This window comes from Streptomyces sp. NPDC055099 (genome assembly GCF_053607685.1).
In genome coordinates, this window is sequence record NZ_JBSGUA010000021.1 from 50,016 (window position 1) to 74,022 (window position 24,007).

22 protein-coding genes are annotated in these 24,007 nt (G+C 71.0%); 12 read left to right on the top strand and 10 right to left on the bottom strand.

The genetic code is table 11. The annotated features are described in order from the left end of the window. Nucleotides 1-15: 15 nt before the first annotated feature. The gene (locus tag ACWFRU_RS36565) at nucleotides 16-525 is read right to left on the bottom strand and encodes a transglycosylase SLT domain-containing protein (protein ID WP_453692405.1); all 510 of its coding nucleotides are present in this window, start codon (nucleotides 523-525) and stop codon (nucleotides 16-18) included. A 411-nt stretch (nucleotides 526-936) separates the two neighbouring features. After that, on the bottom strand, nucleotides 937-1,677 hold the full coding sequence (locus tag ACWFRU_RS36570) for an SDR family oxidoreductase (protein WP_453692406.1): 741 nt from the start codon (nucleotides 1,675-1,677) through the stop codon (nucleotides 937-939). 106 nt (nucleotides 1,678-1,783) lie between these two features. Here ACWFRU_RS36570 and ACWFRU_RS36575 point away from each other — a divergent pair, with 106 nt between their 5' ends. Continuing rightward, nucleotides 1,784-2,275 (top strand): RrF2 family transcriptional regulator, encoded by a 492-nt coding sequence (locus ACWFRU_RS36575; protein ID WP_453692407.1) that lies wholly within the window; start codon nucleotides 1,784-1,786, stop codon nucleotides 2,273-2,275. Here the strand turns inward: ACWFRU_RS36575 and ACWFRU_RS36580 are convergent. Together ACWFRU_RS36580 and ACWFRU_RS36585 are read right to left on the bottom strand one after the other, a co-directional pair. After that, nucleotides 2,247-2,855 carry a hypothetical protein gene (locus ACWFRU_RS36580; RefSeq protein ID WP_453692408.1) on the bottom strand — a complete coding sequence of 203 codons (609 nt, stop codon included), beginning with the start codon at nucleotides 2,853-2,855 and terminating at the stop codon, nucleotides 2,247-2,249. The genes ACWFRU_RS36575 and ACWFRU_RS36580 overlap by 29 nt on opposite strands. Before the next feature lie 120 nt (nucleotides 2,856-2,975). Then, complete coding sequence (locus tag ACWFRU_RS36585) at nucleotides 2,976-4,103, bottom strand: hypothetical protein (protein WP_453692409.1); 1,128 nt, start codon at nucleotides 4,101-4,103, stop codon at nucleotides 2,976-2,978. Between the two features lie 258 nt (nucleotides 4,104-4,361). Here ACWFRU_RS36585 and ACWFRU_RS36590 point away from each other — a divergent pair, with 258 nt between their 5' ends. Both ACWFRU_RS36590 and ACWFRU_RS36595 read left to right on the top strand, forming a co-directional pair. Then, the gene (locus tag ACWFRU_RS36590) at nucleotides 4,362-4,901 is read left to right on the top strand and encodes a SigE family RNA polymerase sigma factor (protein WP_453692410.1); all 540 of its coding nucleotides are present in this window, start codon (nucleotides 4,362-4,364) and stop codon (nucleotides 4,899-4,901) included. Next, the gene (locus tag ACWFRU_RS36595) at nucleotides 4,894-5,529 is read left to right on the top strand and encodes a hypothetical protein (protein ID WP_453692411.1); all 636 of its coding nucleotides are present in this window, start codon (nucleotides 4,894-4,896) and stop codon (nucleotides 5,527-5,529) included. Before ACWFRU_RS36590 ends, ACWFRU_RS36595 begins: the two co-directional genes overlap by 8 nt. 43 nt (nucleotides 5,530-5,572) lie before the next feature. On the opposite strand, the gene ACWFRU_RS36600 is transcribed toward ACWFRU_RS36595, so the two are convergent. After that, a complete protein-coding gene (locus ACWFRU_RS36600; protein ID WP_453692412.1) occupies nucleotides 5,573-6,802 on the bottom strand; it encodes an amidase domain-containing protein in 1,230 nt (409 codons plus the stop codon). Nucleotides 6,803-7,028: 226 nt separating this feature from the next. Here ACWFRU_RS36600 and ACWFRU_RS36605 point away from each other — a divergent pair, with 226 nt between their 5' ends. The 3 genes from ACWFRU_RS36605 (at nucleotide 7,029) to ACWFRU_RS36615 (ending at nucleotide 9,524) form a co-directional block, all read left to right on the top strand. Continuing rightward, nucleotides 7,029-7,652 carry a hypothetical protein gene (locus ACWFRU_RS36605; RefSeq protein ID WP_453692413.1) on the top strand — a complete coding sequence of 208 codons (624 nt, stop codon included), beginning with the start codon at nucleotides 7,029-7,031 and terminating at the stop codon, nucleotides 7,650-7,652. A 16-nt stretch (nucleotides 7,653-7,668) separates the two neighbouring features. Further along, a complete protein-coding gene (locus ACWFRU_RS36610; RefSeq protein WP_453692414.1) occupies nucleotides 7,669-8,253 on the top strand; it encodes a S1 RNA-binding domain-containing protein in 585 nt (194 codons plus the stop codon). 623 nt (nucleotides 8,254-8,876) lie between these two features. Continuing rightward, complete coding sequence (locus ACWFRU_RS36615; protein WP_453692415.1) at nucleotides 8,877-9,524, top strand: GntR family transcriptional regulator; 648 nt, start codon at nucleotides 8,877-8,879, stop codon at nucleotides 9,522-9,524. A gap of 25 nt (nucleotides 9,525-9,549) precedes the next feature. Here ACWFRU_RS36615 and ACWFRU_RS36620 read toward each other — a convergent pair whose 3' ends face one another. Together ACWFRU_RS36620 and ACWFRU_RS36625 are read right to left on the bottom strand one after the other, a co-directional pair. Continuing rightward, on the bottom strand, nucleotides 9,550-10,356 hold the full coding sequence (locus ACWFRU_RS36620) for a carbon-nitrogen hydrolase family protein (protein ID WP_453692416.1): 807 nt from the start codon (nucleotides 10,354-10,356) through the stop codon (nucleotides 9,550-9,552). Between the two features lie 77 nt (nucleotides 10,357-10,433). Next, nucleotides 10,434-11,798 carry an MFS transporter gene (locus ACWFRU_RS36625; protein ID WP_453692417.1) on the bottom strand — a complete coding sequence of 455 codons (1,365 nt, stop codon included), beginning with the start codon at nucleotides 11,796-11,798 and terminating at the stop codon, nucleotides 10,434-10,436. 186 nt (nucleotides 11,799-11,984) lie between these two features. On the opposite strand from ACWFRU_RS36625, the gene ACWFRU_RS36630 reads away from it, so the two are divergent. Further along, on the top strand, nucleotides 11,985-12,674 hold the full coding sequence (locus ACWFRU_RS36630) for a DUF2848 domain-containing protein (protein WP_453692418.1): 690 nt from the start codon (nucleotides 11,985-11,987) through the stop codon (nucleotides 12,672-12,674). Nucleotides 12,675-12,714: 40 nt separating this feature from the next. On the opposite strand, the gene ACWFRU_RS36635 is transcribed toward ACWFRU_RS36630, so the two are convergent. Continuing rightward, nucleotides 12,715-14,136 (bottom strand): FG-GAP and VCBS repeat-containing protein, encoded by a 1,422-nt coding sequence (locus ACWFRU_RS36635; RefSeq protein WP_453692419.1) that lies wholly within the window; start codon nucleotides 14,134-14,136, stop codon nucleotides 12,715-12,717. 432 nt (nucleotides 14,137-14,568) lie between these two features. Beyond that, entirely contained in the window at nucleotides 14,569-15,939 is a 1,371-nt protein-coding gene (locus ACWFRU_RS36640; protein WP_453692420.1) for an MFS transporter, read from the bottom strand. Nucleotides 15,940-16,059: 120 nt separating this feature from the next. On the opposite strand from ACWFRU_RS36640, the gene ACWFRU_RS36645 reads away from it, so the two are divergent. Next, entirely contained in the window at nucleotides 16,060-16,599 is a 540-nt protein-coding gene (locus ACWFRU_RS36645; RefSeq protein ID WP_453692421.1) for a CGNR zinc finger domain-containing protein, read from the top strand. A gap of 13 nt (nucleotides 16,600-16,612) precedes the next feature. Here ACWFRU_RS36645 and ACWFRU_RS36650 read toward each other — a convergent pair whose 3' ends face one another. Further along, nucleotides 16,613-17,542 carry a LysR family transcriptional regulator gene (locus tag ACWFRU_RS36650; RefSeq protein ID WP_453692422.1) on the bottom strand — a complete coding sequence of 310 codons (930 nt, stop codon included), beginning with the start codon at nucleotides 17,540-17,542 and terminating at the stop codon, nucleotides 16,613-16,615. 184 nt (nucleotides 17,543-17,726) lie between these two features. Here ACWFRU_RS36650 and ACWFRU_RS36655 point away from each other — a divergent pair, with 184 nt between their 5' ends. The 4 genes from ACWFRU_RS36655 (at nucleotide 17,727) to cydC (ending at nucleotide 23,824) form a co-directional block, all read left to right on the top strand. Next, nucleotides 17,727-19,028 carry a cytochrome ubiquinol oxidase subunit I gene (locus tag ACWFRU_RS36655; protein ID WP_453692423.1) on the top strand — a complete coding sequence of 434 codons (1,302 nt, stop codon included), beginning with the start codon at nucleotides 17,727-17,729 and terminating at the stop codon, nucleotides 19,026-19,028. A 31-nt stretch (nucleotides 19,029-19,059) separates the two neighbouring features. Then, nucleotides 19,060-20,136, top strand: coding sequence for a cytochrome d ubiquinol oxidase subunit II (locus tag ACWFRU_RS36660; protein WP_453692424.1), 1,077 nt, complete (start codon nucleotides 19,060-19,062; stop codon nucleotides 20,134-20,136). 110 nt (nucleotides 20,137-20,246) lie between these two features. Beyond that, entirely contained in the window at nucleotides 20,247-22,097 is a 1,851-nt protein-coding gene (locus tag ACWFRU_RS36665; protein WP_453692425.1) for an ABC transporter ATP-binding protein/permease, read from the top strand. Then, nucleotides 22,094-23,824: a thiol reductant ABC exporter subunit CydC gene (gene cydC / locus ACWFRU_RS36670; RefSeq protein WP_453692426.1), complete on the top strand. Its 1,731-nt coding sequence runs from the start codon at nucleotides 22,094-22,096 to the stop codon at nucleotides 23,822-23,824. Before ACWFRU_RS36665 ends, cydC begins: the two co-directional genes overlap by 4 nt. Nucleotides 23,825-24,007: the final 183 nt, after the last annotated feature.

Sequence of the window (24,007 nt, forward strand, 5' to 3'; positions counted from 1 at the left end):
TCCTCGTCCGGTGGCTCAGTAGGCGGAGTCGACGTTGTCGATCGAGCCGTACTTGTCGGCGGCGTAGTTCGCGGCCGCGGTGATGTTGGCGACCGGGTCCGTCAGGTTGTTCGGCGTGCCCGACACGTGGTACGCGTCGAAGGTGGGCTGGATCACCTGGAGGAGGCCCTTGGAGGGGGTGCCGTTCTGCGCGTTCACGTCCCAGCCGTTCTGGGCGTTCGGGTCACCGGCGGACTCGCGCATGATGTTGCGGTGCAGACCCTCGTAGGAGCCGGGGATGCCCTTGGACTTCATGATGTCCAGGGACTCCTTGATCCAGCCGTCGAGGTTGTCAGCGTAGTTCTTGTCGGCGGCGGCGGCCTGGGAGACCTTCTTGCTCGCGGCGGCCGGCTCGGCGGCCTGGGCCTGCGTGGGGACCAGCGTGAGGGCGGCGGCCGCGGCACCTGCGGTGGCGATACCTGCGACGGAGATCTTGCGCAGTCGGGTGATGCGGCCGGGCTTGGTCTGCGTCTGAGTAATGGCCATGCGGGGGTAACTCTCCAATGCGAAGTTGTTGGGGAGGGGCTCGGTCGAGGCGGGTGATTTCACCCGATCGATCCCGGCTCTCCGGAACTTCAGCAAGGGTTAGCGGCGGCCATGGCTGGGCGCAATGATGTGACGTACTACCCCGGTACGCAGGACGCCCTGGTCAGAGGCCGCTCAGTCGACTCCCGGCCCGCTGCGGGCGCCCCCGGCCCGCTACTACCGTCGTTAGCATGTGACGTGGCTCCTATGGGTGGGCTCACAGCCTGAGCGGTGTTTGACCGGAACGTGGAGCGTGGAAATGCCGTCGCGAGGGTAGACACGCCGAATCGGCCCCCTGACCCACGCATGCTCGGCAAAAGCGCAGGTCAGGCGGCCTTCATCGGGGGCGAAGCCCCCGCCGGGGCACCTCGGCTACCGGGAGGCGGCGAGCCAGTCCTCGTAGTGCGTGGGGGCCAGGCGCGCGCCGGGGCCCGCGATCAGCACGTCACCCTCGACGGCCGCGAACATGCCCGCCTTCTCGTCGGTGACGACCGTGCGGGTGTCCTGCTGGGCCGACAGCGTCAGGCGGCCGAGCTCGTCGAGCGGGAAGACATCGGGGCCCGCGACGTCGAGCGTGCCGTTGAGCGGCGCGGCGGTGGTGACGTCGGCGAGGGCCTGCACCACCTCGGCCGTCGCGATGGGCTGGACGCGCGTGGCGGGCAGCCGGACACTCCGGTCGTCGGCGGTCCAGGTCATGACGGCGTCCATGAACTCGAAGAACTGCGTGGCACGCACGATCGAGTAGGCGGCGGGGCCCTGCCGCAGCAGGTCCTCCTGGAGGGTCTTCGCCCGGTAGTAGTCCAGCTGCGGCACCTGGTCGACGCCGATGATGGAGAGGATGACCTGGTGGCGGACGCCCGCGCGCTCCCCCGCCGCCAGCAGGTTCCCCATGGTGGTGCGGAAGAAGTCCAGGGAGGCTTCGTCGAACGTGGGCGAGTTCGACACGTTGACGACCGTGTCCGCGCCCTTGAGTGCCTCGTCGAGGCCCGCGCCGGTGAGCAGGTCGACTCCGGTCGACAGGGATGAGGCGACCACTTCGTGCCCTGCCTCGCGCAGCCGGGAGACGAGCTGGGAACCGATCAGTCCGGTGCCGCCGATGACCGTGATGTTCATGATCGAACCCTCCTGTGAACCGAGCGCGCCTGGCGACGCTAACTCGGATATCTGATGTCCGAGATATTACTCGGATATCCTGTGTCCGAGTCAACTGGGAGGGCGCATGAAACTGTCCGGCGGCGTGGAATGGGCACTGCACTGCTGTGTGGTGCTGACCGCGGCAACCGAGCCGGTCCCGGCCGCGCGTCTCGCGCAGCTGCACGACGTCTCGCCCAGCTATCTGGCCAAGCAGATGCAGGCCCTGTCCCGGGCGGAGCTGGTGAAATCCGTGCAGGGCAAGACCGGCGGATACGTGCTGACCAGGGCGGCGGCCGACATCTCGGTCCTGGACGTGGTGCAGGCCGTCGACGGGGCGAGCCCGGCGTTCACGTGCACCGAGATCCGTCAGCGGGGCCCTTTCGGGACGCCCCCGCAGGACTGCACCAGGCCCTGCCCCATCGCCCGCGCCATGAGCGCGGCCGATGCCGCCTGGCGGGCGTCACTTCAGGCCGTGTCCATCGCCGATCTGGTCGGCTCGGTGCGACAGGACAGCGGACCCGAAGCCCTGCCCGCCATCGGGAGCTGGCTCAACGCGGCGACCGGCTCCGAGAGCTGAGCGACATATCCGGGCGCGGCGTCGGCCCGGCGTCCTGCCCCCTGCGCCACTCCACTTCCTCGGCGGTCAGCGGCGCCTGGATGCTGTACACGTCTCCGACGCGCAGCTTGTCCGGCGTGCTGTACTCGCCGTAGGTGCCGATGACGCACACGGCCACCCGGGAATCGGGCTGCCAGAAGGTGCGGAAGTACGGTGCGTTCGCCGGGAGTTCGGGGATTTCGAGCAGCGGCACCCCGCGCCGGTCCAGCAGGCGTCGCAGCTTGTCGAACCGGAGCCGCGGCGTGAAGCGCCCGTACCGGGCCCGCAGCGCCCCGTCGACCAGGGTGCGGTCCCGGTGGGCGAGCCGGTGCACCTGCAGGGTGAAGTGGTGGCCCGACCAGGGGTCTTCGGCCGAGGCGCGGTCCCAGAAGAACTCGGCGAGGCCGTAGTCACGGCACATGCTGCGGCGCCCGAAGACGTTCTCGGCGAAATCCGGCCCCAGCACCCCGGTGACCCGGTCGGGTGAGCTCGTGGGGCCCACGCCGAGCACGGTGCCGGTGGTGACGACGTCGACGTAGAACGCCAGAGAGTGCGGGGTCACAGCCTGATCCTCGATGCGGTGCGGTTCGGTGCGGCACGGCGTCCGCCGTGACCTGCGGCGCAGCGCCGTGCTCGCGCTCACCGGATTTCACCGGGAAGCGCGAGCACCTTCCGTCCCCGCCTACAGGCGCGGGGTCGCGTCCCGGTTGCCCGCGGCCCTGAGCCCGGCGACCGTGAGCGCCACGACCAGCAGTGCGGCCAGCGTAGCGGCCACCGCCGTCAGCGTCGGAATCGGTGCTGTCACCCCGTCGGGCCGCAACACATAGGCCAGCGTCGTGGAGTTGACCCGGTCGTCCACCAGGTGACCGAGGGTCAGCGCGCCGGCGATCAACGTGCTCACCACGGCCACGACCGGCGACGCGGTCAGGCACAGCGCCACGCCCGCGAGCGCGCAGACGACGGACACCCCGAGCGCGGCGAAGAGGCCGACGGTCGAGGCGTCCGACCAGTTCACCGGGAAGTGCGCCGCGGCACAGAGCAGGAGCAGCACGCCCGCCGTCCGGCGCAGCCACAGCAAGGGCGCCTTGTCCTGCACCGCCGCGGCCTCCGCGTCCTGCGCGGGTGCGGCGGCCGGGGCCTGCGCGGGGTGACCCGCCTCGGCGCCGGTGGGCGGCTCGAGCGGCGCGGCCGGGGCCTTGGCCGCGAGGTTGTCGGCTTCCTTGTGCTCCCTGAGGCTGCCGATCAACTGCATCAGGTCCTCGACGGACCTGGTCGTGCCCGCGGCGTGCACCGCCTCGGCGCTGGTGTGCGCGTCGTGCGGCGGGCGGGACAGCAGGTGGACGAGACGGCTCACCTCCGGGACGGGCCGTTCCTCGGCGGCGTGCCGAATGGCCTCGTCCATGTGGTCGGCCGGGTGCTCGGGCGGGCCGAGCAGCTCCACCAGGCGGGTGACGTCGTCGACGGAGCGGGCCACGGCTGCCAGGCGAAGCACCGAGGCGGCGGTTGTCACGCCGTCAGGCGACTGCTCCAGGAGGGTGACGAGGTCGACGACGTCGTCCAGGGGCCTGGACACCACGGCGACCCGTATGAGCTCTTCCACCGCGTCGTCGTGAACGCCGGGCGCCTCCAGTTCCAGGGCCTCGTCGTCGATGCCGGGCGCCCCTCGCGGGGGCCCGTCGTCGTCGGCGTACTCGGCTCGCTCCGGCGGCACGTCCTCGGTGTCGTGGTCGAGTTCCTGCGGCCACGGGGCGGGCGGGTGGGCAGGTGGAGCGCCGAGCTGCGCGGTGCCCCAGTGAAGCGATGTCGACACCAGAGGTTCGCCGGTCCCGGAAGTATCCCCCGCGGCAGAGAATGACTCAGCGGCCATTTTCGCTTCTCCATTCCAGCGGGACGTCCTCGCCCCGCACGTGATCGTGTCTCCCGTTCTATGCACGCTTCCTCCACCCCGCCACCGGAAAGAGCCGCCCGGCGGAGCCGGATCGACCCCCGCGGGAACCTTCCGCCGGCCCAGGGTCTCTGCAAAGAGTGGGAACCCACGCGTCGCACCACGAGAAGCGAAGGGGCGAGGATGCACTCCGGCAGGAGCAGCGGAACCGGCAGGGACGCGGCGTTCAGCGCCTTCATGGCCGCCCGGTACGGCTCCCTCGTCCGCACCGCACGCCTGCTCACCGGCTCCACGCCCCGGGCGGAGGACCTGACCCAGGAGGCGCTTTTGCGCACCTACCGTGCCTGGCACCGCATCGGCGCGGCCCAGGCAGCGGAGGCCTACACCCGTACGACGATGGTCCGGCTGCTCATCAAGGACAGACGGCGGCGCTGGAGCGGGGAGATCCCGGCGCCGTGGCTGCCGGATGTGCCCGAGCCCGGCCACGAGGAGCAGGTCGCCACCCGCGTCGCCGTGCGCGAGGTGCTGCGGACCCTGCCCCCGCCGCAGCGTGCCGTGCTGGTCCTGCGCTACTACGACCAGCTCTCCGAGCGGGAGACCGCCGAGGCACTCGGCTGTTCACCGGGCACCGTGAAGAGCCGGGCGGCGCGCGCTCTGGCCGCGCTGCGCACCCGGGGATTCCTTGTCACCGTGTCCGAGGAGAGGGGCCGCAGCGATGACTGAGGACGAACAGGTTCGGCAGTTGCTCGTCGCGGCCGCCGAACCGGAGGGGCCGCCGCCCGCGCCCCCGGGATCCGCGTTCACCGCACGGGCCAGGCGCGCCCTGAACCGGCGCCGAACCGCCCTCGGCGCGGGGGCGGCCGCCTTGATCACGGCGGTCGCGGTGGCCGTGCCCGTGGCCCTGGACGGTCTCCGCGACAAGGGGACACCACCGGCGGCGTCCGCCGACTGCGTACGCCAGACGGGGCAGACCATCCGCGCCCAGCGGGCCGAGGGGTACCTGCCGTTGCGGGTCGCCGTGCTCAGCGACCGGCGCGTCCCCGTGGACGACGGACTGACCCAGGGCTTCGGCTTCCGCGTCAAGGCCCGCGAGAGCCTGTCGCAGAACCCCCCGCCCTCCGGCACCCTCACCGTCTCCAACCCGCTGCACCCCGAGGTGATCCCCGACGCCGAGGATCTCGTCCTGATGCTGCGCCCCGCCAAGCGCCAGGGCACCGAAGGGGAGCGCATCTTCGAGGTGGCGTCACAGAACGCCTACGCCGTCACCGGCGAGGGCCGCGTGGACCTCGCGTGCGGCGGCAGCGCGACGGTGGAACAGCTGCGTGCCGCGGTGACCGCCGCCTACGAGTAGCGGCCACCGCGGCACAACAGGTGTACGTCCGATCAGGCCGGCGTCAGGTGCCGTAGGCCCAGAAGGCCTGGCCCTGGGCGGAGTCGGAGTTGAGGATGTCGATCAGCGGCTTGTTCTTCTGCTCACCGCCGGGCGAGCTGTGATAGCTCAGCAGCGGCATGCCGTCGGCGTTCCAGTCGAAGGCAGTCACCATCATGGTGTGGTCGGGGACGCCCTCTCCCCCATAGCCCTTGACGTCGTACTGCACGACGTCCGCGATGCGCACGTCCCACACGTTCTTCAGCAGGTCCACGCGCTTGGACTCATTGACCGCGTAACGCTGCCAGTTGGTCGCGCCGCCCCAGGTGTAGCTGTGCTGCGGGCGGCAGTACCACTCGCCGTCGCACCAGTCCTTCCACCACCAGGCCGAGTCGCTCTGGTAGAAGCCCGACTGCTCTGCCCAGCCACCGGTGCGCAACGCCCAGGAGACGAAGGTGGTGCAGTCGTCCTCGTCAGGGGTGTACGGCAGCTTGTCGCGGTCCTCCAGGGCATAGCGCAGCGCCCAGTCGACCATCTTCTGGTAGTCGAGCCCGTCCGGGATCTCCTTGGTCTCGTTGCCCTTCGAGTCGCCCACCCTCTTGGCGTTGGCGGCCTTGCGCTGCTCCGCCGTCTTGGCCAGCCCCGTCTTGAGCGCCTCGGTGGTCTTCACCGCGGTGCGCATCTGGGCCTGCGACAGCTTCTTGGGCGTGTTCATCCCGGTCGGGTCCTTGGTGACCAGGGCGGACAGCTGCCAGGTGCCGTCGACGTGCGTGAACGTCAGCTCGTGGCGCGCACGGTAACTGTACGGCTCCACGTCCGCCTCGGCGTAGGTGTAGCGGGTCCGCTCCTCGACGCTCAGCCGCGCGGAGTCCGTGCCCTTGGCGCCCTTGCGTACGTTGCCGAGCGGCGTGACCTGCGTCGACACGGCCGAGAAGCGCACGCCGGTCTGTTCGGCGAGCTGCTTCTGCTGCTCGCGTGCGGTCATCCGGTCGTCGCGTGCTTTCGCGAACGCGCCGGCCACATCGAGCTCGCCCGCCGCCTTCGCGGCCTTGGCCGCCTCCGGCGCCGAGCCCTGGACGCGCAGGGAGTTCTCCCCGGTGAGATAGGTCTGCGCCGTTTCGACGAGTGCGTCGCGGGCGCGGTCGGTGTCGGACGGTGCGGCTTGTGCCGGCGCGGTGGCGAGAACGCCCCCCGCGAGACCGGCGATCGCGGCGGCGGTCAACGCCCGCCGCCATGCTGTGGTTTGTGTCGCCATCAGTTCCCCCTGTGGCATGGCCCCCTTGAGCGCACAACCCGCACCCAAGGGGAGCGAAACAACAGTCGTTGTGCGATGCGCCACGAACGTAGCAAGGGACAGATAAACTTTGACATGCGCATTGCTAAACGGGGATTGCTGGACGTAACTGGTGCTCATTTCCGGGCATACGCGAACAGGCCCTGCCCCGCGGGGAGTTGTCTGCGGCTGCGGGTAGGGTGATCACATGAGCAATCGGGGGAACACACTCAAGGTCACAGCCGTACTGGTGCTGTCGGCACTCGCACTGACCGGCTTCAGCACGGGGCGAGGCCACGGCGGCGGCAGTCGCCACAGCGGCGGAGGCGGCGGAGGCGGCTGCAGCAGTTCGAGCCAGGACCACGACAGTTCGTCGTCGAGCAGCTCCGGGTCATCCGGATCCTCGGGCTCGACGTCGGGTTCCGGTTACGACGACGATGACGACAGTTACGGCAGCAGCGGCTCCGGGAGCAGCACAGGCGGCGGCTCCTACAACCGGCCGCCGACCCACGACTCCACGTCCTCCGGCGCGTCGAGCTCCTCCGGCGGAAGCCAACTGGACGACGCGAAGGCCAAGTTGGTGTCCTGCGCGACCGCGAAGGAGCCGTACGCGACGGTCAAGGTCACGAACGGCAACGCGAAGACGGGCCGCTTCTGGGTGTCGGTCACCTTCGTGGACGCGGACGGCATCACGGTCATCGAGGAGAGCGAGGAGGTCAAGGTGGCCGGAAAGGGCAAGAAGACCACCCGCATCGAGATCGGCGGCGAGGGCCTGGCCGCCTCGGTCGCCCGCTGCGACGTCGACCCGCGGGCCCTCCCCGTCGCCGGCTGATCCGGCGTACTGCGACATGGGCTCGGGCAAGCACAGCCTGGACCGGTCGACGAACCCGGAGCTCTGGGCGTACCTGGAGTCGCTGCGCCCGGGCGAGATCCTCACGGGCAGGGTCGCGGCCATCGAACGGTTCGGGGTGTTCGTCGCACTGGACGAGGGCCCCGCGCATCCCCTCTTCCCCGGGGTCGGCTTCATCACCTTCCCCGAGCTGTCCTGGCACCGCATCGAGGCGGCGGAGGAGGTCGTCGAGGTCGGGCAGAGCGTGGCCGGTGAGTTCCTCCAGTTCGACGAGTGGAACCTGGAGGCCAGACTGTCCCTGCGGGCGCTGCGGCCGGACCCCTTCCAAGAGTTCGCCGACCGCACCCCGGTGGGCGCGCGGCTGGCCGGGCGGGTCACCAAGCTGATCCCGTTCGGCGCCTTCGTCCGGGTCGCCGAGGGGATCGAGGGGCTCGTCCACGTCACCGAACTCGCGTGGCCGCCCGTGGAGAACCCGGAGGACGTCGTCCAGGTCGGCGACGAGATCGTTGTCGTGGTCACCGAGATCGACCGGGAACGACGCCGGCTGACCCTGTCCCTGCGCCAGGCCGCCCCTCCCGGGTGAGACGGGCCGGCCCGTCGTCCGCGACCCGGAGCTGCGAGGGTGTCGTCATGAATGCCGCCTCGGGAAGTGAGCCCGTTCGCCACCTGGACACCGGGCACTGGCTGGCCCATTTCGCCGGCCGGATACTGGTGGTCTGCCCGTCGTGCGGGGGCCGCGCGGTCGTGGTTCCCCGGCCCGGTCTCCCGGCGCACCGGTACTCCAGCGAGCTCCTGTTCCAGCCGAGGCGTCTGGCCTGCGGCGGGTGCGGGGCCGTCGCCGACTGGGAAGCGGAGGTGCGGGGTGCCGGCCTGATCGGTGCGGTACTCCGCGGCAGCGAGGACCCGTTCTTCGGGCGGCCGCTCTGGCTGCAGACCCGCTGCGTGGGCCGGATCTTGTGGGCGTACGACGAAGAGCACGTCGAAGCGCTGACCGCCTACGTCGGCGCCCGCCTGCGCGAGCGCGGGCACCCAGGGGTGCGGGAGTCCCCCTGTTCGGGACGGCGCCCGGAAGGCCCTTGGACCCTCTCGTGCGGCGTTCCCAGCTTTGGCCGTCCAAATCACGCTCAGCGACGCCAGTTGTGGCGTTCCCCCTCTCCGGGCGGGGCCAGGACACAGACACCGTGGTAACTTCCGTATACAAGGTGTATGCGATCTCTGGGGGTAGTGGTGGCGTCGGGTCGGGAGAAGGCGTACGCGTACCTCAAGGAGACCGTGCTGACGGACCCGGCGATGCAGGGCGAGTTCCTCTCCGAGCAGGACATCGCCGATCGCATCGGCGTCTCGCGCACCCCGATCCGCGAGGCGCTGCTCCTTCTGGCCGCCGAGGATCTCGTCGAGTTGGTGCCCAAGCGCGGGGCGCGGGTGGCGCCGCTGTCCGGGCGCGAGATCACCGAGCTGATGCAGTTGCGTGGGATCGTCGAGCGGTACGCGGCGCAGCACGTCATCGGCTCGGGGCAGGCGCCGGTGCGGGAGTTGGGCGCGTTTTTGGAGCGTCAGCGTGCGCTGAGCGGGCCGGACCAGGCCAAGGAGTTCATCGACGTGGATCACCTCTTCCACTCGTCTCTCGTGGCGGCCGTGGGCAACACCCTGCTCGACCGGCACTACGAAGGGCTGCGCAGCCGCCAGGTCCGGGCCGGCGTGGTGGCTCTCTACAACCAGCAGGGCCGCCAGGAAGCAGTGCTCGACGAGCATCGTGCGATCGTCGACGCGCTGGCGGCCGGTGACGCGCGGGCCGCCTGCGCCGCCATCGACAGCCACCTGGAGTCGACACTGAAGGTGCTGCTCGCCGGGTAGACAGGCCCGATCATGGGGGTTGGGGTCAGCGGGTTTCCCCCAGCCTGCGGTTGGCCAGCACGGGGATGTTCTTGCGGACCGCCGCGACCTCGTCGGCGTCCACCTCGACCACCGTGAGTTCGGGCTGCGCCCCCAGACGACGGCGTACGGTCCCGTCGGGTCCGACGAGCATGCTGTGCCCCACTCCGGTGGGCGCCTTGCCTCCGGCCGCCGCTGCCCCCGACGCCGCCGGGTCGGCCTGGTCGACGGCCGCGACCCACAGCGTGGCGTCCAGGGCACGGGCCCGCACCAGCAGCTCCCACTGATCGACCTTGCCGGGGCCCGCACCCCAGGATGCGGCCAGCAGGGTCGCGGTGGCCCCCGCGTCGGCGTGGGCCCGGAAGAGCTCCGGGAACCGCACGTCGTAGCACGTGGCCAGGCCCAGGCGTACGCCGTCCACGTCGATGGTCACCACCCGCGAGCCGGCGGCCACGGTGTCGGACTCGGCGAAGCCGAACGCGTCGTAGAGATGGATCTTGTCATACGTCGCCTCGACACCGCGTCCGGTGGCCAGCAGGGTGTTGGTCACCCGGCCGCCGGGGGCCGGCGTGAACAGGCCCGCGACCACGGTGATGCCCGCTGCCTCGGCGATGGCGCGGACCTCTTCGGCCCAGGGGCCGTCCAGGGGTTCGGCGAGCGGCGCCAGGCGCGTGCCGAAGCAGGCCATCGACGCCTCGGGAAAGACGACGACATCCGCGCCGCTGTCCGCCGCGCGTGCGGTCCATTCCTTGATGAGGGCGAGGTTCTTGCCGGGCTCGGGGCCGGTGGTCAGCTGGCTCAGTGCGATGCGCACGGTGGGCTGCCTTTCGGATTCGAGGGTGGGGACGTCGGACGGCGACTTGCTTTCGGTGTCACGGGACACGAGCCGTGTCACGGGACACGAGCCGCGGGGGCGGCCTTCGGTGTGACCGTACCCGCGAGCAGCTCATCCTCCTTCTCGGCGTGGGCGGAGTCCCTGCCCAGCCAGAGGCCGATGAGCGTCACGGCGGCCGCGACGGCGAGGTAGAGCGCCAGCGGGACCCAACTGCCGTACGAGCTGAGCAAGGCGGTGAACAGCAGCGGGGCCACAGCGCCGCCGATGAGGCCCGCGAGGGTGTAGGCGAGCGAGGAGCCCGTGTAGCGCAGGCGGGGTGAGAACTGCTCGGCGACGAAGGCCGCTTGCGGGCCGTACATGAAGGAGTGGATGGCCAGGGCCACCACGACACCGCACATCAGCAGGAGCCAGCTGCCGCCGTCGACCACGAGGAAGAAGACGAACGGCCACACCCCCGCGGCGAGCGCGGAACAGCCGTACAGCAGACGCCGGTTGACCCGGTCGGACAGCGCCCCGGCCAGCGGGATGAGGAAGGTCTGCAGGAACGAGCCGACCAGGACGGCCGTCAGGGCGGAGCCGCGCGTCATGCCCAGTTCGTCGGTGGCGTAGGTCAGGACGAACACGGTGAACATCGCGTACAGCACATCGGGCGCGACCCGGCTGAGGATCGCGGCGCACAGGGCGCGGGGCTGGGTGGTGAAGACCTCGCGGATCGGGGCCTGCGGCCGGGATTCCTCGGCCTCCATCGCCTTGAAGACGGGGGTCTCCTCCAGCTTCGCCCGGATCCACAGGCCGAAGGCGACCAGCGCGCCCGAGAGCAGGAAGGCCACGCGCCAGCCCCAGGACAGGAACTGCTCCTCGGTGAGCAGCACGCCCAGGGCGGCCAGCACCCCGTTGGCCAGGAGGTTTCCGGCGGGCGGCCCGATCTGGGCGGCCGAGGCGTAGAAGCCGCGGCGCCGCGGATCGCCGAACTCACTGGACAGCAGGACGGCCCCGCCCCATTCGCCGCCGACCCCGACGCCTTGGGCGAAGCGCAGCAGGACCAGGGCGATGGGGGCGATGACGCCCGCGGTGCCGTAGGTGGGCAGGACGCCGATCAGGAACGTGGCCGCGCCGATGAGGACCAGTGTGGCGATGAGGACCTTCTTGCGGCCGATGACGTCGCCGAGGCGGCCGAAGACGAAGCCGCCGAGGGGGCGCGAGACGTACCCGACCGCGTACGTGGAAAACGCCAGGAGCGTGCCGGTGAGGGGGTCCTCCGAGGGGAAGAAGAGGTCGCCGAATACGAGGGCCGCGGCGGCGGAGTAGACGGCGAAGTCGTACCACTCAAGCGCGGTCCCGGTGAGGCTGGCGAAGAAGGCCCGTCGGATGCCGGAGCGGTCCGGTGCGGCCGCCGGTGGGCCCTGTGGGGTGTGCTGCATGCTTCCCGGTCCTTGCGTCGAGGGCGTGGAGGGCGTCGAGGGGACATCGACCTTCCGGCATACTTCTTGTATACAGGTCGTATGCGCAACCCCCGCGCCGGAAGTTGACCGTGTCGAGACCCCTGTCCGGACCCGCCTCACCCCTGCCCGGACCCGCGTCGAGACCCACCCCCTTTGGAGTGCCCCATGGCCGTGCTGACCTTCGAACTGCCCGACGGCTCCGCCCGTGACGTCGACGTCGTGCAGGTACTCAACGCCGGATACGCCGGGCGCAGGCAAGCCGATGTCGCCGCGCACGTCGCCGAACTCGCCCGGCTCGGCGTGCCCGCACCGTCGGTGACCCCGGCGCTCTACCCCGTCTCGCCCTACCTCGCCCAGCAGACCGACCGGGTCGCCGCCCCGCACGCGCACACCTCGGGCGAGGCCGAATGGGCGCTGGTCGTCGCGGACGGCGGCGAGCTGCTGCTGACCGCCGCCTGCGACCACACCGACCGCGACCTGGAGGTCCACGGTGTGGCCTGGAGCAAGAACGCGGCACCCGATGTGCTGGCCCGCCAGGCCTGGCTCCTGACCGACGTCGAGTCGCGCATCGACGAACTGACCTTGCGCGCCTGGGTCACTTACGCCGACGGCCGCGAGACGGAGATCCAGCACGGCACGCTCGCCGAACTCCTCACGCCCGGCTACTGGGCCGGCGTCCTGCGCGAGCGCGGCAGCCTGACGCCGGGCACCGTCCTGATCTCGGGCACCATCCCCATGGCCGAGGGCGTGGACCAGTTCGCCGAGGGGTGGCGCGTCGAGCTGGGCGACCCCGCCACCGGCAACACGATCCGGCTCTCCTACCAGGTGGTTCCACTGCCGGAGCCCATCGGCTGAGCGGGTACGCCCACGAAGGGGTCTACGGCCGCGCCCTCCCCTAGCGCACCAGGCGCGAGCCCAGGCGGGCGTCCTTCTCCGGGGCGCCGAGCGCGGCCGGGCCGAAGGAGCTGGTCCCGGCCGTCGTCAGGCCGGTGGCCGCGCCCTTGAACACCCAGGCGGCACCGGAGTCCCGGTACGTGCCGTCCTCCCCGGGGGCGGTGACGGTCAGGTCGGCCTTCTTGTCGCCGTTGACGTCGGCGAGCGAGACCTCGGCGCCGAACTTGTCGCCCTTCTCGGAGGCGCCGGGGACGCCGGGCGTGGTCTGGGTGAAGGACTGGGCGCCCTTGCCGCTGAGGCCGCTCCTGGCGCCCTTGAGCAGGACGACGTTGCCGCTGTCCCGGACGTTCTTGCCGCTCGCGGTGACGTCCTCGCCGGGGACGCCGACGGCGATGTCGGCGTAGCCGTCGCCGTTGACGTCGCCCGCACTGATCGAGGCGCCGAACTGGTCGCCGTCCTCACCCACGCCCGGGACGCCCGGGCTGTCCTGGGTGATCTTCACGGTGCGGGTGGCGGCGGGCCCGTTCTTGCTGCCGTAGTCGACGCGGACGGTGCCCTTGTCACCTTCGTTGTCGTCGTCGAAGGGGCCGTTGTCGCGGGTGACGAAGTCGCCGTAGCCGTCGCCGTCCACGTCCGCGACGGCGCCGCCCACGGAGGCCTTGAGATCCTTGGACGTGTGGCCGAGGCCGGACGCGCCGCCCTTCCAGAAGCGGCTGCCGAACGCCCGGTCCTCAAAGCTGTGGCTGGTGACGAGGTCGTCGACGCCGTCGCCGTCCATGTCGCCCGCGACGAACCCGTCCAGCTCGGGAAACGATTCGAACCCGATATCGTCCTTCCTGGCCGCCTCGCCGCCGCGCGTGAACGGCCCGTACGAGACGGTCATGCCGGGAGGGCCGCTCTCGGGCGTGGCCTTGTAATCGTGCGTCACCAGGTCGCGGTGCCCGTCGCCGTCGAAGTCGCCGACGGCCAGGGAGCCGACCGCGCCCGGCAGTCGGGCGGCCGCGTCCGTGAGCCCGGCGGCGGAGCTCCACAGCACCACGGTGCCGCCTGTACCGGCGCCGACGACCAGGTCGGTGTAGCCGTCCCCGTCGAGGTCGGCGGCGGTCAGCTCGCGGCCGAAGGCCCCGTACTTGCTGACGTCCCCGGGCACCCCCGCGCTGGACCGGTCGACGACCTTCCGGCGTGCCTGGTCGGCGCCGCGCTTCGACCCGTACACCACGGCCACGTACCCGGCTTCCTGCTTCCCGCCGACCGTCGCGTGCGCCGCTCCGAGCGCCAGGTCGGCGTACCCGTCCTTGTTGAAGTCGACGACCGGGGCCTTGTCCGCCTTCGCCCGGGGCGCTGCGGACGCGGTGGCGGTGCCTACCGCCAGCGGCGCGGCGATGGCGGCGGCCGCGATGGCGACGACGAGGGAGCGACGCACTGTTCCTCCTGAGACTGGTGGCCCTTCGGATCAGGTTGATCAGGGCCCGCAGAGAGGAGACAGCCGAGGTGACGCGAGGGTTGCACACCTGTGAACCACCAGAAACGGAATCCTTGCCTCAACCTGGTGGGGCCGGTCTGCCGCCTTCGCCGCCGGTCTCATGAGCGGCCTCCTGACCGCCGTCGCCCCGGAGGGCAGGCCAGGTTCGGGGCGGCTCCGTTCGGGGTGCGGCACACCGAAACGCGGCGCGCGCCGGGACAGTTGACCGGAGAGCCAGCGGGCGTCGGGCGGCTCTGCGGTCATCCAGCCGCTTACGCCCCCGCAACGACTCGGGCAGCAGCGGCCGGACGAACTCTTACTCAGCATCGGACAGTTCATGACGACGTATCACAACACCATGATCCACCAGCGGTGATCATTTGAAGACACTGCCTAGGGCACCGGCGCGGGCCCCTCGCGGGATTCCAGGGCGGCCGGGGTGACGTTCCTGAGGAACAGCACCGGCGTCGTCGCCACGGCGACCGCGAACACCGCGAACGCCAGGCGCATGCCGCCCAGTTCGGCCAGGAGGCCCACCAGGGCCGCACCGAGCGGCATGGCGCCGAAGTTGAAGAGCCGGGCTGCCGCGCCGTAGCGGCCGAGCATTCCGTCGGGGACCATGCGCTGGGTGATGGTGCGGGAGTTGACCGACCAAAGCGTGCCGCCCATGCCGCCGAGGAAGGCTCCGGCCGCCACCGCCCAGATGCTGGTGGTCAGGGCGGGCAGCGCCACCATCGCGATCGTGCCGATCAGGTCAGCGAACATCGCCCGCCGCGCGCCGAGCAGCCGGTTCACCCAGGACACGGCCACCGTGCCGGCCAGCCCTCCGACACCGAGGGCGCTGAACAGGATGCCGTACTCCTGCGGGCCGAGCTCCATGGCCTGCTTGGCGTAGAGCGGCATGAGCGCGAGCCATGCGCCCCAGACGGCGGAGAGCACGGCGACGACCACCGCGAGGGTGCGCAGCAGCCGGTCGTGCCAGAGGAAGCGCAGACCTTCGGCGATCCGGCTGTTGACCGAGACAGGAACCGCGTCTGGGGCGGGCCCGTCCGCCCGGAAGCGGCCCACCAGCAGAAGCAGGGCCAAGGCGGCGACGGTGTACGAGGCGCTGATCAGGCCCAGCGCGAGTCCCGTACCGGCGGCCAGCAGCAGCCCGCCGACGAAAGGCCCGGCGAACTCCTGGCCCACCGTCTCGGCCCCCACCATCCAGGTGTTCGCCCGCTCCCGCCCCGCCTCGGGCACCGCGGCCGGGACCAGCGCGGCGCCGGAGGTCGACGCCAGTACGTCGGCGACGCCGAGGGCCGCTCCGGCGGTGAAGAGCTGGCCGAGGGTGATCCCCGCGGTCACGGCGGAGACCGTGAGCCAGCCCATGGCGGCCAGCCGCATGGCGCTGGCGCCCCAGAGCAGCCACCGGCGGTCGAAACGGTCGACGAGCACGCCCATGTGCAGGGCGACGAGCAGCCAGGGCAGCGTGAGGGTCAGCGAGACGGCGGTTAACTGCGCGGGAGAGCCGGTGAGCGCGGCGGCGAGGAGCGGGAGCGCCATCTTCATCACGCCGTCGGCGAGGTTGGTCGCGGCGGTGAACCCGACCAGGACAGCGGTGTTACGAGGGCCGGGGTCCCGCGGGGGTCTGCGGCGGCCCGGGCCGCGCGGGGGCTTGCGATGACCGGGGTCTCGTGGGATGCGGCAGTGGCCTTTCCGCCTTGACGTGCCGAGATTCTTGCCGACGTCCGTCCGCTCGGGCACCGCCGTGGCCATGACCATCCCCTAACCATCTAACGCTTTAGCCGGTGAGAACACTCTGGCGCACGCGGCCCGCCGTCCACAACCGGTAAAACGCTTAGGCGGTAGAATGGCGAGGACCCGCGGGAGGTGACACACGCGATGCTGGAACCACCGGCCTCAGCCGTCTTGGTGGAGGCGTTCGCCAACACGGTCGACGTGGAAGAAGCGAGCGACGAGATCGCCACCCCGGCCGGCCTGTCCGGATGGCTGCGTGGCCGCGGCCTGCTCGACACGGCCGGAGAGATCCACACCGACGACCACGCGCGCTACATGGCCCTGCGCGCGGGCATCCGCGAGGAGTTGGGAGCCCACGTGGGCGACACCCCCGACCCGCGGTTGCTCGCCGCGGCCGACCGCGTGCTGGCCGAGCATCCGGTGCTCGTCACCGCGCGCGGCCACCTCACGCCCGCGCCGGGGCTGCCTCGGGAGCGCGGCCCGCTGGCCACTCTGGCGATCGCCTGGAGCGAGTTGGTCGTCACCGGGAACGCTCCCCGGCTCAAGCGCTGCGCGGAGCACACCTGCGGCTGGGTGTTCTGGGACGTGTCCAAGAACCGCAGCCGCCGCTGGTGCTCGATGAAGGTGTGCGGTAACCGCAACAAGTCCCGCTCCTACGCGTCCCGTCAGCGACAGACGCGCTGAGCCCGCCGGCACCTCAGGACGGGTCGAGGACACCCTCGCCGCGCGCCGCGGTCATGCGGTGGGTCATGAAGGGCCGGCTGGTGATGAACTCCCTGAACTTCAGCGCGGCTTCGGACAGGTAGCTGTCCCGGCCCCACACCAGGGTGAGCACCCGCTCGCAGCCGGGCGCGTCCAGGCGGACCCAGGCGACCCGTACCACTGCCGCCGTACCGGCCCGGCGGGACATGGCCGGGATGAGGCCGATGCCGAGACCCGCACTGATCATGTCCTGGCTGGCGCCTGGTTCGTCACCCTCACAGGACAGCACCGGGGTAAGCCCCTCGGCGGCGAACAGCCGGTCGAGCAGGGCGCGCTGCCAGTGACCCGGACGTGTGCTGACGAAGGGCTCGTCGGCGATCTCGGGGATCGTCACGCTTTCCCTGCCTTCGAGCCAGTGCCCGGGCGGCACCGCAAGGAGGACCTCCTCGCGTGCGAGCTCGACCGACTCGAGGTTCGCTCCGGTCAGCGGCTGTGAGGCGACGCAGAAGTCGACCTCCCTGGTGCGCAGCCGACGGTCCATCTCCTGCGCGGTCGACTGGAAGAGCCGTACGTCGGCACGGGGATGAGCGGCCCGGAAGCTGCCCACGAGGTGAGTGACCGTCAGCAGCGTCTCGGAAGCGACGTTCACTCGCCCGAGGCCGGTGTCACGAGCCTCGCTCACGGCTCTGCGACCGTCGTCCAGTTCGCTCAGGGCGCGCTCCACATGCCGCAGGAACATCGCTCCGTACGGATTGAGCCGGATGCGGCGCCCCTGCCTCTCGAAGAGGGGCGAGCCGAGCTCGGCCTCCAGGCGCGCGATGGTGCGGCTCAACGAGGGCTGGGCGACGTGCAGTTCCTGGGCGGCACGGCTGATGTGCTCGAAACGGGCGACGACCTGGAAGTAGCGCAACTGCAGAAGATCCATGGTCCACCTTCGCTCCGGCCGTCCGAGCCAACTCTCCTTTATGCCCTCAGGGTTATCTTCACATGGCAGAACAAGTCTTGGATCGCATAAGCGATCCTCTCTACGGTCTTCCTCAGAGCCACCGATCGGCACTTCTCCGGCAACTTTCGTCGCCCGGTCACCCCGTTCCCAGGAAGGTCCCGCCATGAGCGCTGCGGATCTGGCCCGACTCCAGTTCGCGGCCACAACAGGCATTCACTGGCTGTTCGTGATCCTCACCATGGGGCTCGTCCCCCTGGTCGCGATCATGCACACCCGGGCCGCGTACACCCGCGACCCCGCCAAAAAAGCCCTACGGGAGCGCATGACCCGCTTCTGGGGCCAGCTCTACGTCATCAACTACGCGGTCGGCATCGTCACCGGCCTGGTCATGGAGTTTCAGTTCGGGCTCAGCTGGAGCGGCCTGAGCAAGTTCGCGGGCAACGTCTTCGGCGCCCCGCTGGCCCTCGAAACGCTGATCGCCTTCTTCGCCGAGTCCACCTTCCTCGGCATGTGGATCTTCGGCTGGGGCCGCCTGCGCAGGGGCGTACACGTCACGCTCATCTGGCTGGTCGCCCTGACCGCGTACGCCTCCGGGTACTGGATCATGATCGCCAATGGCTTCATGCAGAACCCGGTCGGCTATGAAGTGCGGAACGGCGCGGCCTACTTGACCGACTTCGGCGCGCTGCTGACCAACTCCAGCGCCCTGGTCGCGCTCTTCCACATCGCGCTGGCCGCGTTGACGACGGGCGGCGTCTTCATCGCCGGTGTCAGCGCCTACCACTTCCTCCGGCGCACCAAGGAGAGCGAGCTGTTCCGCGGTTCCCTGCGTCTGAGCCTGTGGGTGGCCACGGTCGCCTCGTTCTTCGTCGTGGTCGTCGGCGAGATGCAGCGGCCCGTGATCGAGCGGACCCAGCCCATGAAGGACGCCGTCCTGGAGAACAGCGGCGTCGCCGAGGTGCAGGCACAACTTGTCAAGGAGCACGGGCCCGGTGACTACGTGCCCTGGCAGGACACGATGCGGATCTCGATGGACGCGATGACGATCATCGGCAACACCGTGTCCACCATTACGCTCATCGCCCTCATCCTGCTGTGGAGGAACCGGCTGGAGCGCTGGCGGCCCGCCCTGTGGGTGCTGGTCGCGATGGTCCCGTTCCCCTTCATCGCCTCCGTGGGCGGCTGGGTCGTCCGCGAGGTCGGACGTCAACCCTGGCTCGTCTACGGAGAGTTGACGGTCGAGGAGGCTCTCTCCCACGTGAGCACGACCGCACTGGCCGTGTCCTGCACCGTCTTCATCGCCGTTTTCCTCGCCCTGGCGGTGACGAACTGGACCCTCATCACCCGCTTTGCCCTCCGTGGCCCCGAGGCCACGCAGCTCGGCTCCACCGAGCCGCTCCCCGAGCACCTGCCCGAGGGCCCAGAGGGCTCCACCGACGAGAAGCAGCCGGTCCCGGCCTTCTGAAGCTGCCGACCGCAACGGAAAGTTGAGCGAAATGACTCTGGAGACCGCCTGGCTGGCCCTCCTCGGCCTGCTGCTCGCCGGGTACTTCGTACTCGGCGGCTATGACTACGGCGTACAGATGCTGCACCCCTTCCTCGGCGACCGGGACGGCCGGGGCGACCAAGGCGGCCGAGACGGCCGAGACGGCCGAGAGCGTCAGGATGATCAGGACAAGCACACCGGCCGCAGCTCCGCACTCGACGCCATCGCCCCGTTCTTCCTGGGCAACGAGGTCTGGCTGGTCGCCTTCGCCGGCGTTCTGTTCGGTGCCTTCCCGCACCTCGAAGGCACCCTCCTGCCCGGCCTGTATCCCCTGATCGTCACGATCCTCGTCGGCCTGGTCCTCGGCAACGCGGCCGTCCAACTGCGTCGTCGCGCACGCGGCGTTCGCGGACGCCGCTGGTGGGGAGCGCTGATCGTGTTCGGCGGGGCGGTGCCCGCGGTGTGCTGGGGGCTCGTCGTGGGCCTGCTCCTACGGGGCGTTCCGCGCCGCGCCGACGGAAGCTTCCACATCGGGTTCAGTGATGTGTTCTCGCCGTTCACGCTGGCCTGCGGCGCCACCACCGCACTGCTCTTCGCAGCGCACGGCGCCGCCTTCGTCTCGGTGCGATCCGCCCCCGATCTCGACTCACGGACACGGAAGTTGGGTGCCGTCCTGCTCCGTGGGGCCGCAGCCGTAGGCTCCCTCGCGCTCCTCCTCACGTTCTTCGGGGCGGGCGCCTCGATGACGAACCGCGCCACATCGGGTGTCATCGCCGCCCTGTTCGCGGCGGCGCTCGCCGGCGCCTGGTGGTCCTTCGCCCGCGGACACGACATCGCGGCCTTCGCCGCCACGTGCTGCGCGACGGCGCTGCCCGTACTGCTCGTGGGCGCGGGCCACTACCCGTACCTCCTGATCACCACGGCGGGCGAGGGACTGACCATCGGGCACGCCGTCACGGACACCGCCACGCTCAAGATCCTGAGCGCGTTCGGGGTCCTCGTGGTCCCGACGATCCTCGCGTACCAGACGTGGAGCTGGTGGGCCTTCCGGGGCCGGACGGGCCGCCGTCACCCCAGCTACTTCTGACCCCGGCAAAGCAGCGGACCGGGGAAGCACCGCACAAGTGAAGCACCGCCCAGGGGAAGCCTTGAGAAGGAAGAGAGGGTCGCGGGATGAAGCCCGTCGAACGACGTCTAATGCGTGAACTGCCTTTGCTGCGCCGCCACATGACGTACTCCTCGGCGCTCGCGTTCCTCGCCGCCGGACTCACCGTCACCCAGGCCGTCCTGCTGGCGGCGATCCTCGCGGACGGCTTCGACGGGCGTCCGTTCCGCCTCACGCCACTGGCCGCGCTGGCCGCTGTCATGGCGTTGCGCGCGCTGCTGACCTGGGTTCGCGGTGTGCTCGCGCAGCGCGCCGCGGCCGACGCCAAGTGCGCCATGCGCGTACGGATCACCGGTCGGCTGCGGCACACCAACCCTCTGGGGCTCACTGCCGGGCGTCATGGCGAGACGGCCACGGTGCTGACCCGAGGCCTCGATGCCCTGGACGCGTACGTCGTCGGCTACCTGCCCACCATGGCGGCCACCGCGGTGGTACCCCTCACGGTGGTCGCGTGGCTGGCGTGGACGGACTGGGCCTCCGCGCTGATCACCGTCGTGACGCTGCCGCTGATCCCCGTGTTCGGGGCGCTGGTCGGCGCCCACACCGCGCGGCGCACCGCCCGGCAATGGCAGTTGCTGTCCAGGCTGGGCGGCCACTTCCTGGACGTGGTGGCCGGGCTGCCGACACTGCGCGCGTTCGGGCGCGATCGGCATCAGGCGCGTGTGGTGCACGAGATGGCCGACGCCCATCGGAGGGCCACCATGCGCACGCTGCGCGTGGCGTTCCTGTCCTCCCTCGTCCTGGAAACGGTCGCGACTCTCTCCGTGGCGTTGGTGGCCGTTCCGGTCGGGCTGCGGTTGCTCGACGGAGAGATGGACCTGCGTACGGCCCTCGTCGTGCTGTTCCTGGCTCCCGAGGCCTATCTGCCGCTGCGCGCGGCTGGGGCGGCGTTTCACGACAGCGCCGAGGGCATGGCTGTCGCCGAGCGGGTCTTCGCCGTCCTCGACGAGGCCGACTGTGATGCCGAGGCCGGGACCGTGCCCGACACGCACACCCACACCGAGGCCGAGGCCTTTGCCGGTGCCGGTGCCGGTGCCGATGGCGGTGCTGGTGCCGATGGCATTGCTGCTGCCGCGGATCCGCGCGGCCGTGCCGCAGCCGACGCCACCGGTGGCCGCGACGTGTCCCCGGCGCGCGCCGCCCGTCAGGCCCCGGTGCCCGACACCCGCGCGGCAAACCTGCGCCTGGAGAACGTCACGGTCCACTACCCGGGCCGCGCCACCCCCGCCCTCAGTCACGTCTCGCTCTCCCTGCGGCCCGGCGAACGCGTCGCCCTGGTCGGGCCGAGCGGCGCGGGCAAGTCCACGCTCCTCGCGCTGCTCCTCGGCTTCACCCGCCCCGCGTCGGGCCGTGTCACCGTCGGCGGCACCGACCTCGCCGCCCTCGACCCCGACCGATGGCTCACCCAGGTGACCTGGGTGCCACAACGCCCCCACTTGTTCGCGGCCTCCGTCGCGGACAACATCCGCCTGGCGCGCCCCGACGTGAGTGACGCGGAGGTGCGCGGAGCGGCACGCGCCGCTTACGCCGGTCGCTTCATCGAGGAACTGCCCCAGGCGTACGACACGATGCTGGGCGAGCACGGCGCGGGACTGTCCGCCGGCCAGCGCCAGCGGATCGCCTTGGCCCGCGCCTTCCTCAAGGACGCCCCCGTACTGCTCCTGGACGAACCGACGGCCCACCTCGACCCCGAGAGCGAGGCCTGCGTCACGCGCGCCACAGTGCGCCTCATGCGCGGCAAGACCTCGGTCGTCGTCGCCCACCGCACGAGCCTGCTGCCGCACGCCGACCGGATCATCACCGTAGAGGCGGGCCTCATCACTCCGGCCAAAGCTGCCCCTGCACCTCAACTCGCTCTCGTCGAGGGCCTGGTGACCCCATGACCCGCCACGCCGACGCCACCACGCCCGCTCCTGCCCCTGTACGCACGCCGCGCTCCACGCTCCGTCTTCTGGGCCACCTCCTGCCGTACTGGCGCCGCCTGTTGCCCGCTGCCCTCGCCTCGGCCTGCAGCGAGTTGGCGGCCGCCGCGCTGATGGCCACCGCCGCCTGGCTGATCACCCGCGCGGCCGAACAGCCGCCGCTCGCCTCGGTGAGTCTGGCGATCGTCGCCGTGCGGGCCCTGGCCCTGGGACGCGGAGCGCTGCGCTACGCCGACCGGTTGCTGGGCCACGACGGAGTGCTGCGGGCCGTCGCAGGCTTCCGTACGCGGGTGTACGAGGCCCTCGTGCCCCTCGCTCCCGCGGGCACCCCCGCTTTCCGCAGCGGCGACCTGCTCACCCGTCTGGTCGACGACGTCGACGCCGCGCAGAACCTCTTGCTGCGGGTGCTGATCCCCGGGGCAGCCGCCTGTACGGTCGCCATCGGCGCCACGGCCATGGCCACGGCGGTGCTGCCGCAGGCGGGTGTGCTGCTCGGGTTGCTGCTGGCCGCGGCGGGGGTTCTCGTGCCCGCCCTGGTACTCACGCTGTCCCGCCGGGCGAGCCGCGCGGACAAGCGGGCGCGCGCCGAACTCGCCGCTCTGACACTGGATTTGACCCAGGGAGCGGCGGATCTCGCCGCGTACGGGGCCAGGGCTCGCGCCCACGAGCGGAACCTCCGCGCCTGCGCCCGGATCGCCGCGCTGGAGCGCCGGGCGGCCTGGACCACTTCGGTCGCCTCCACCACGATCCTGCTCCTCCAGGCCGCGGCGACGATCGGCGTGACCTGGCTCGCGCTGCACGCGCACGCGTCGGGGGAACTGCCCGCCGTGCACCTCACCGTCCTCGCAGTCCTCGCGCTGGTCTCCTTCGAGGCGCTGACGCCGTTGCCCGCTGCCGCGCGGCACCTCACCGAAGCGCGGTTCAGTGCACGCAGGTTGGCCGATCTCATGGACACACCACCACCGGTCACCGACCCACCCGCGCCGGCCCCGCTCACCCTCCGCGCACCGGTCGGCGTGGACATCACCGACCTGCGCGTACGTCACACTCCCGACGGCCCTTTGGTCCTGGACGGAGTGAGTCTGCACCTGCCGCCCGGCCGCCTCACCGTCCTCCAGGGCGCCAGCGGCTCCGGCAAGTCGACGCTGATCGCCGCGCTCATGCGGTTCGTTGCCTACGAGTCCGGGAGCATCCGTGTCGGCGGACGCGAACTACGTGACTGCGCGGGCGCCGACGTCCGCCGTGCGATCACCGGCATGACGCAGGACGCCCACGTCTTCCACACCACCATCCGCGCCAATCTCCTCCTGGCCCGCCCGGCGGCCACCGACACCGAGCTGCGCGAAGCCGTCCGCAAAGCCCGACTCCTGACCTGGATCGAATCCCTGCCGGACGGCTGGGACACCCTCCTCGGCGAGAACGGCTCCGCCATGTCCGGCGGCCAGCGTCAGCGCCTGCTCCTGGCCCGGGCCCTGCTCGCCGACCCACCGGTCCTCGTCCTCGACGAGCCCACCGAAGGCCTGGACCCGGAAACCGCCGACGCCGTCCTCACCGACATCCTCCAAGCCACCCAAGCCCGCACCACACTCCTGATCACCCACCACCTCTCGAACCTCCCCGCAACCGCCCAATCCCTCACCCTCACGGAGGGCCGCATCCAATCCCCCACGGCACACCCCCATGCCTGACCTGATTGGATCCCCGCATGACGAAGTGGCCGCAGCTCAGCCACGCCTACGGCTCCGCGGGGGACATCCCCGGCCTGCTGGAGCGGCTCGCATCCCATCTCGGGTGAACGCCGTCTCCACCAGGTGGGTAGGCGATCGGCGCCGTCATGGACAGCCTCAAACCCTGCACTACAGTTGCCCGAC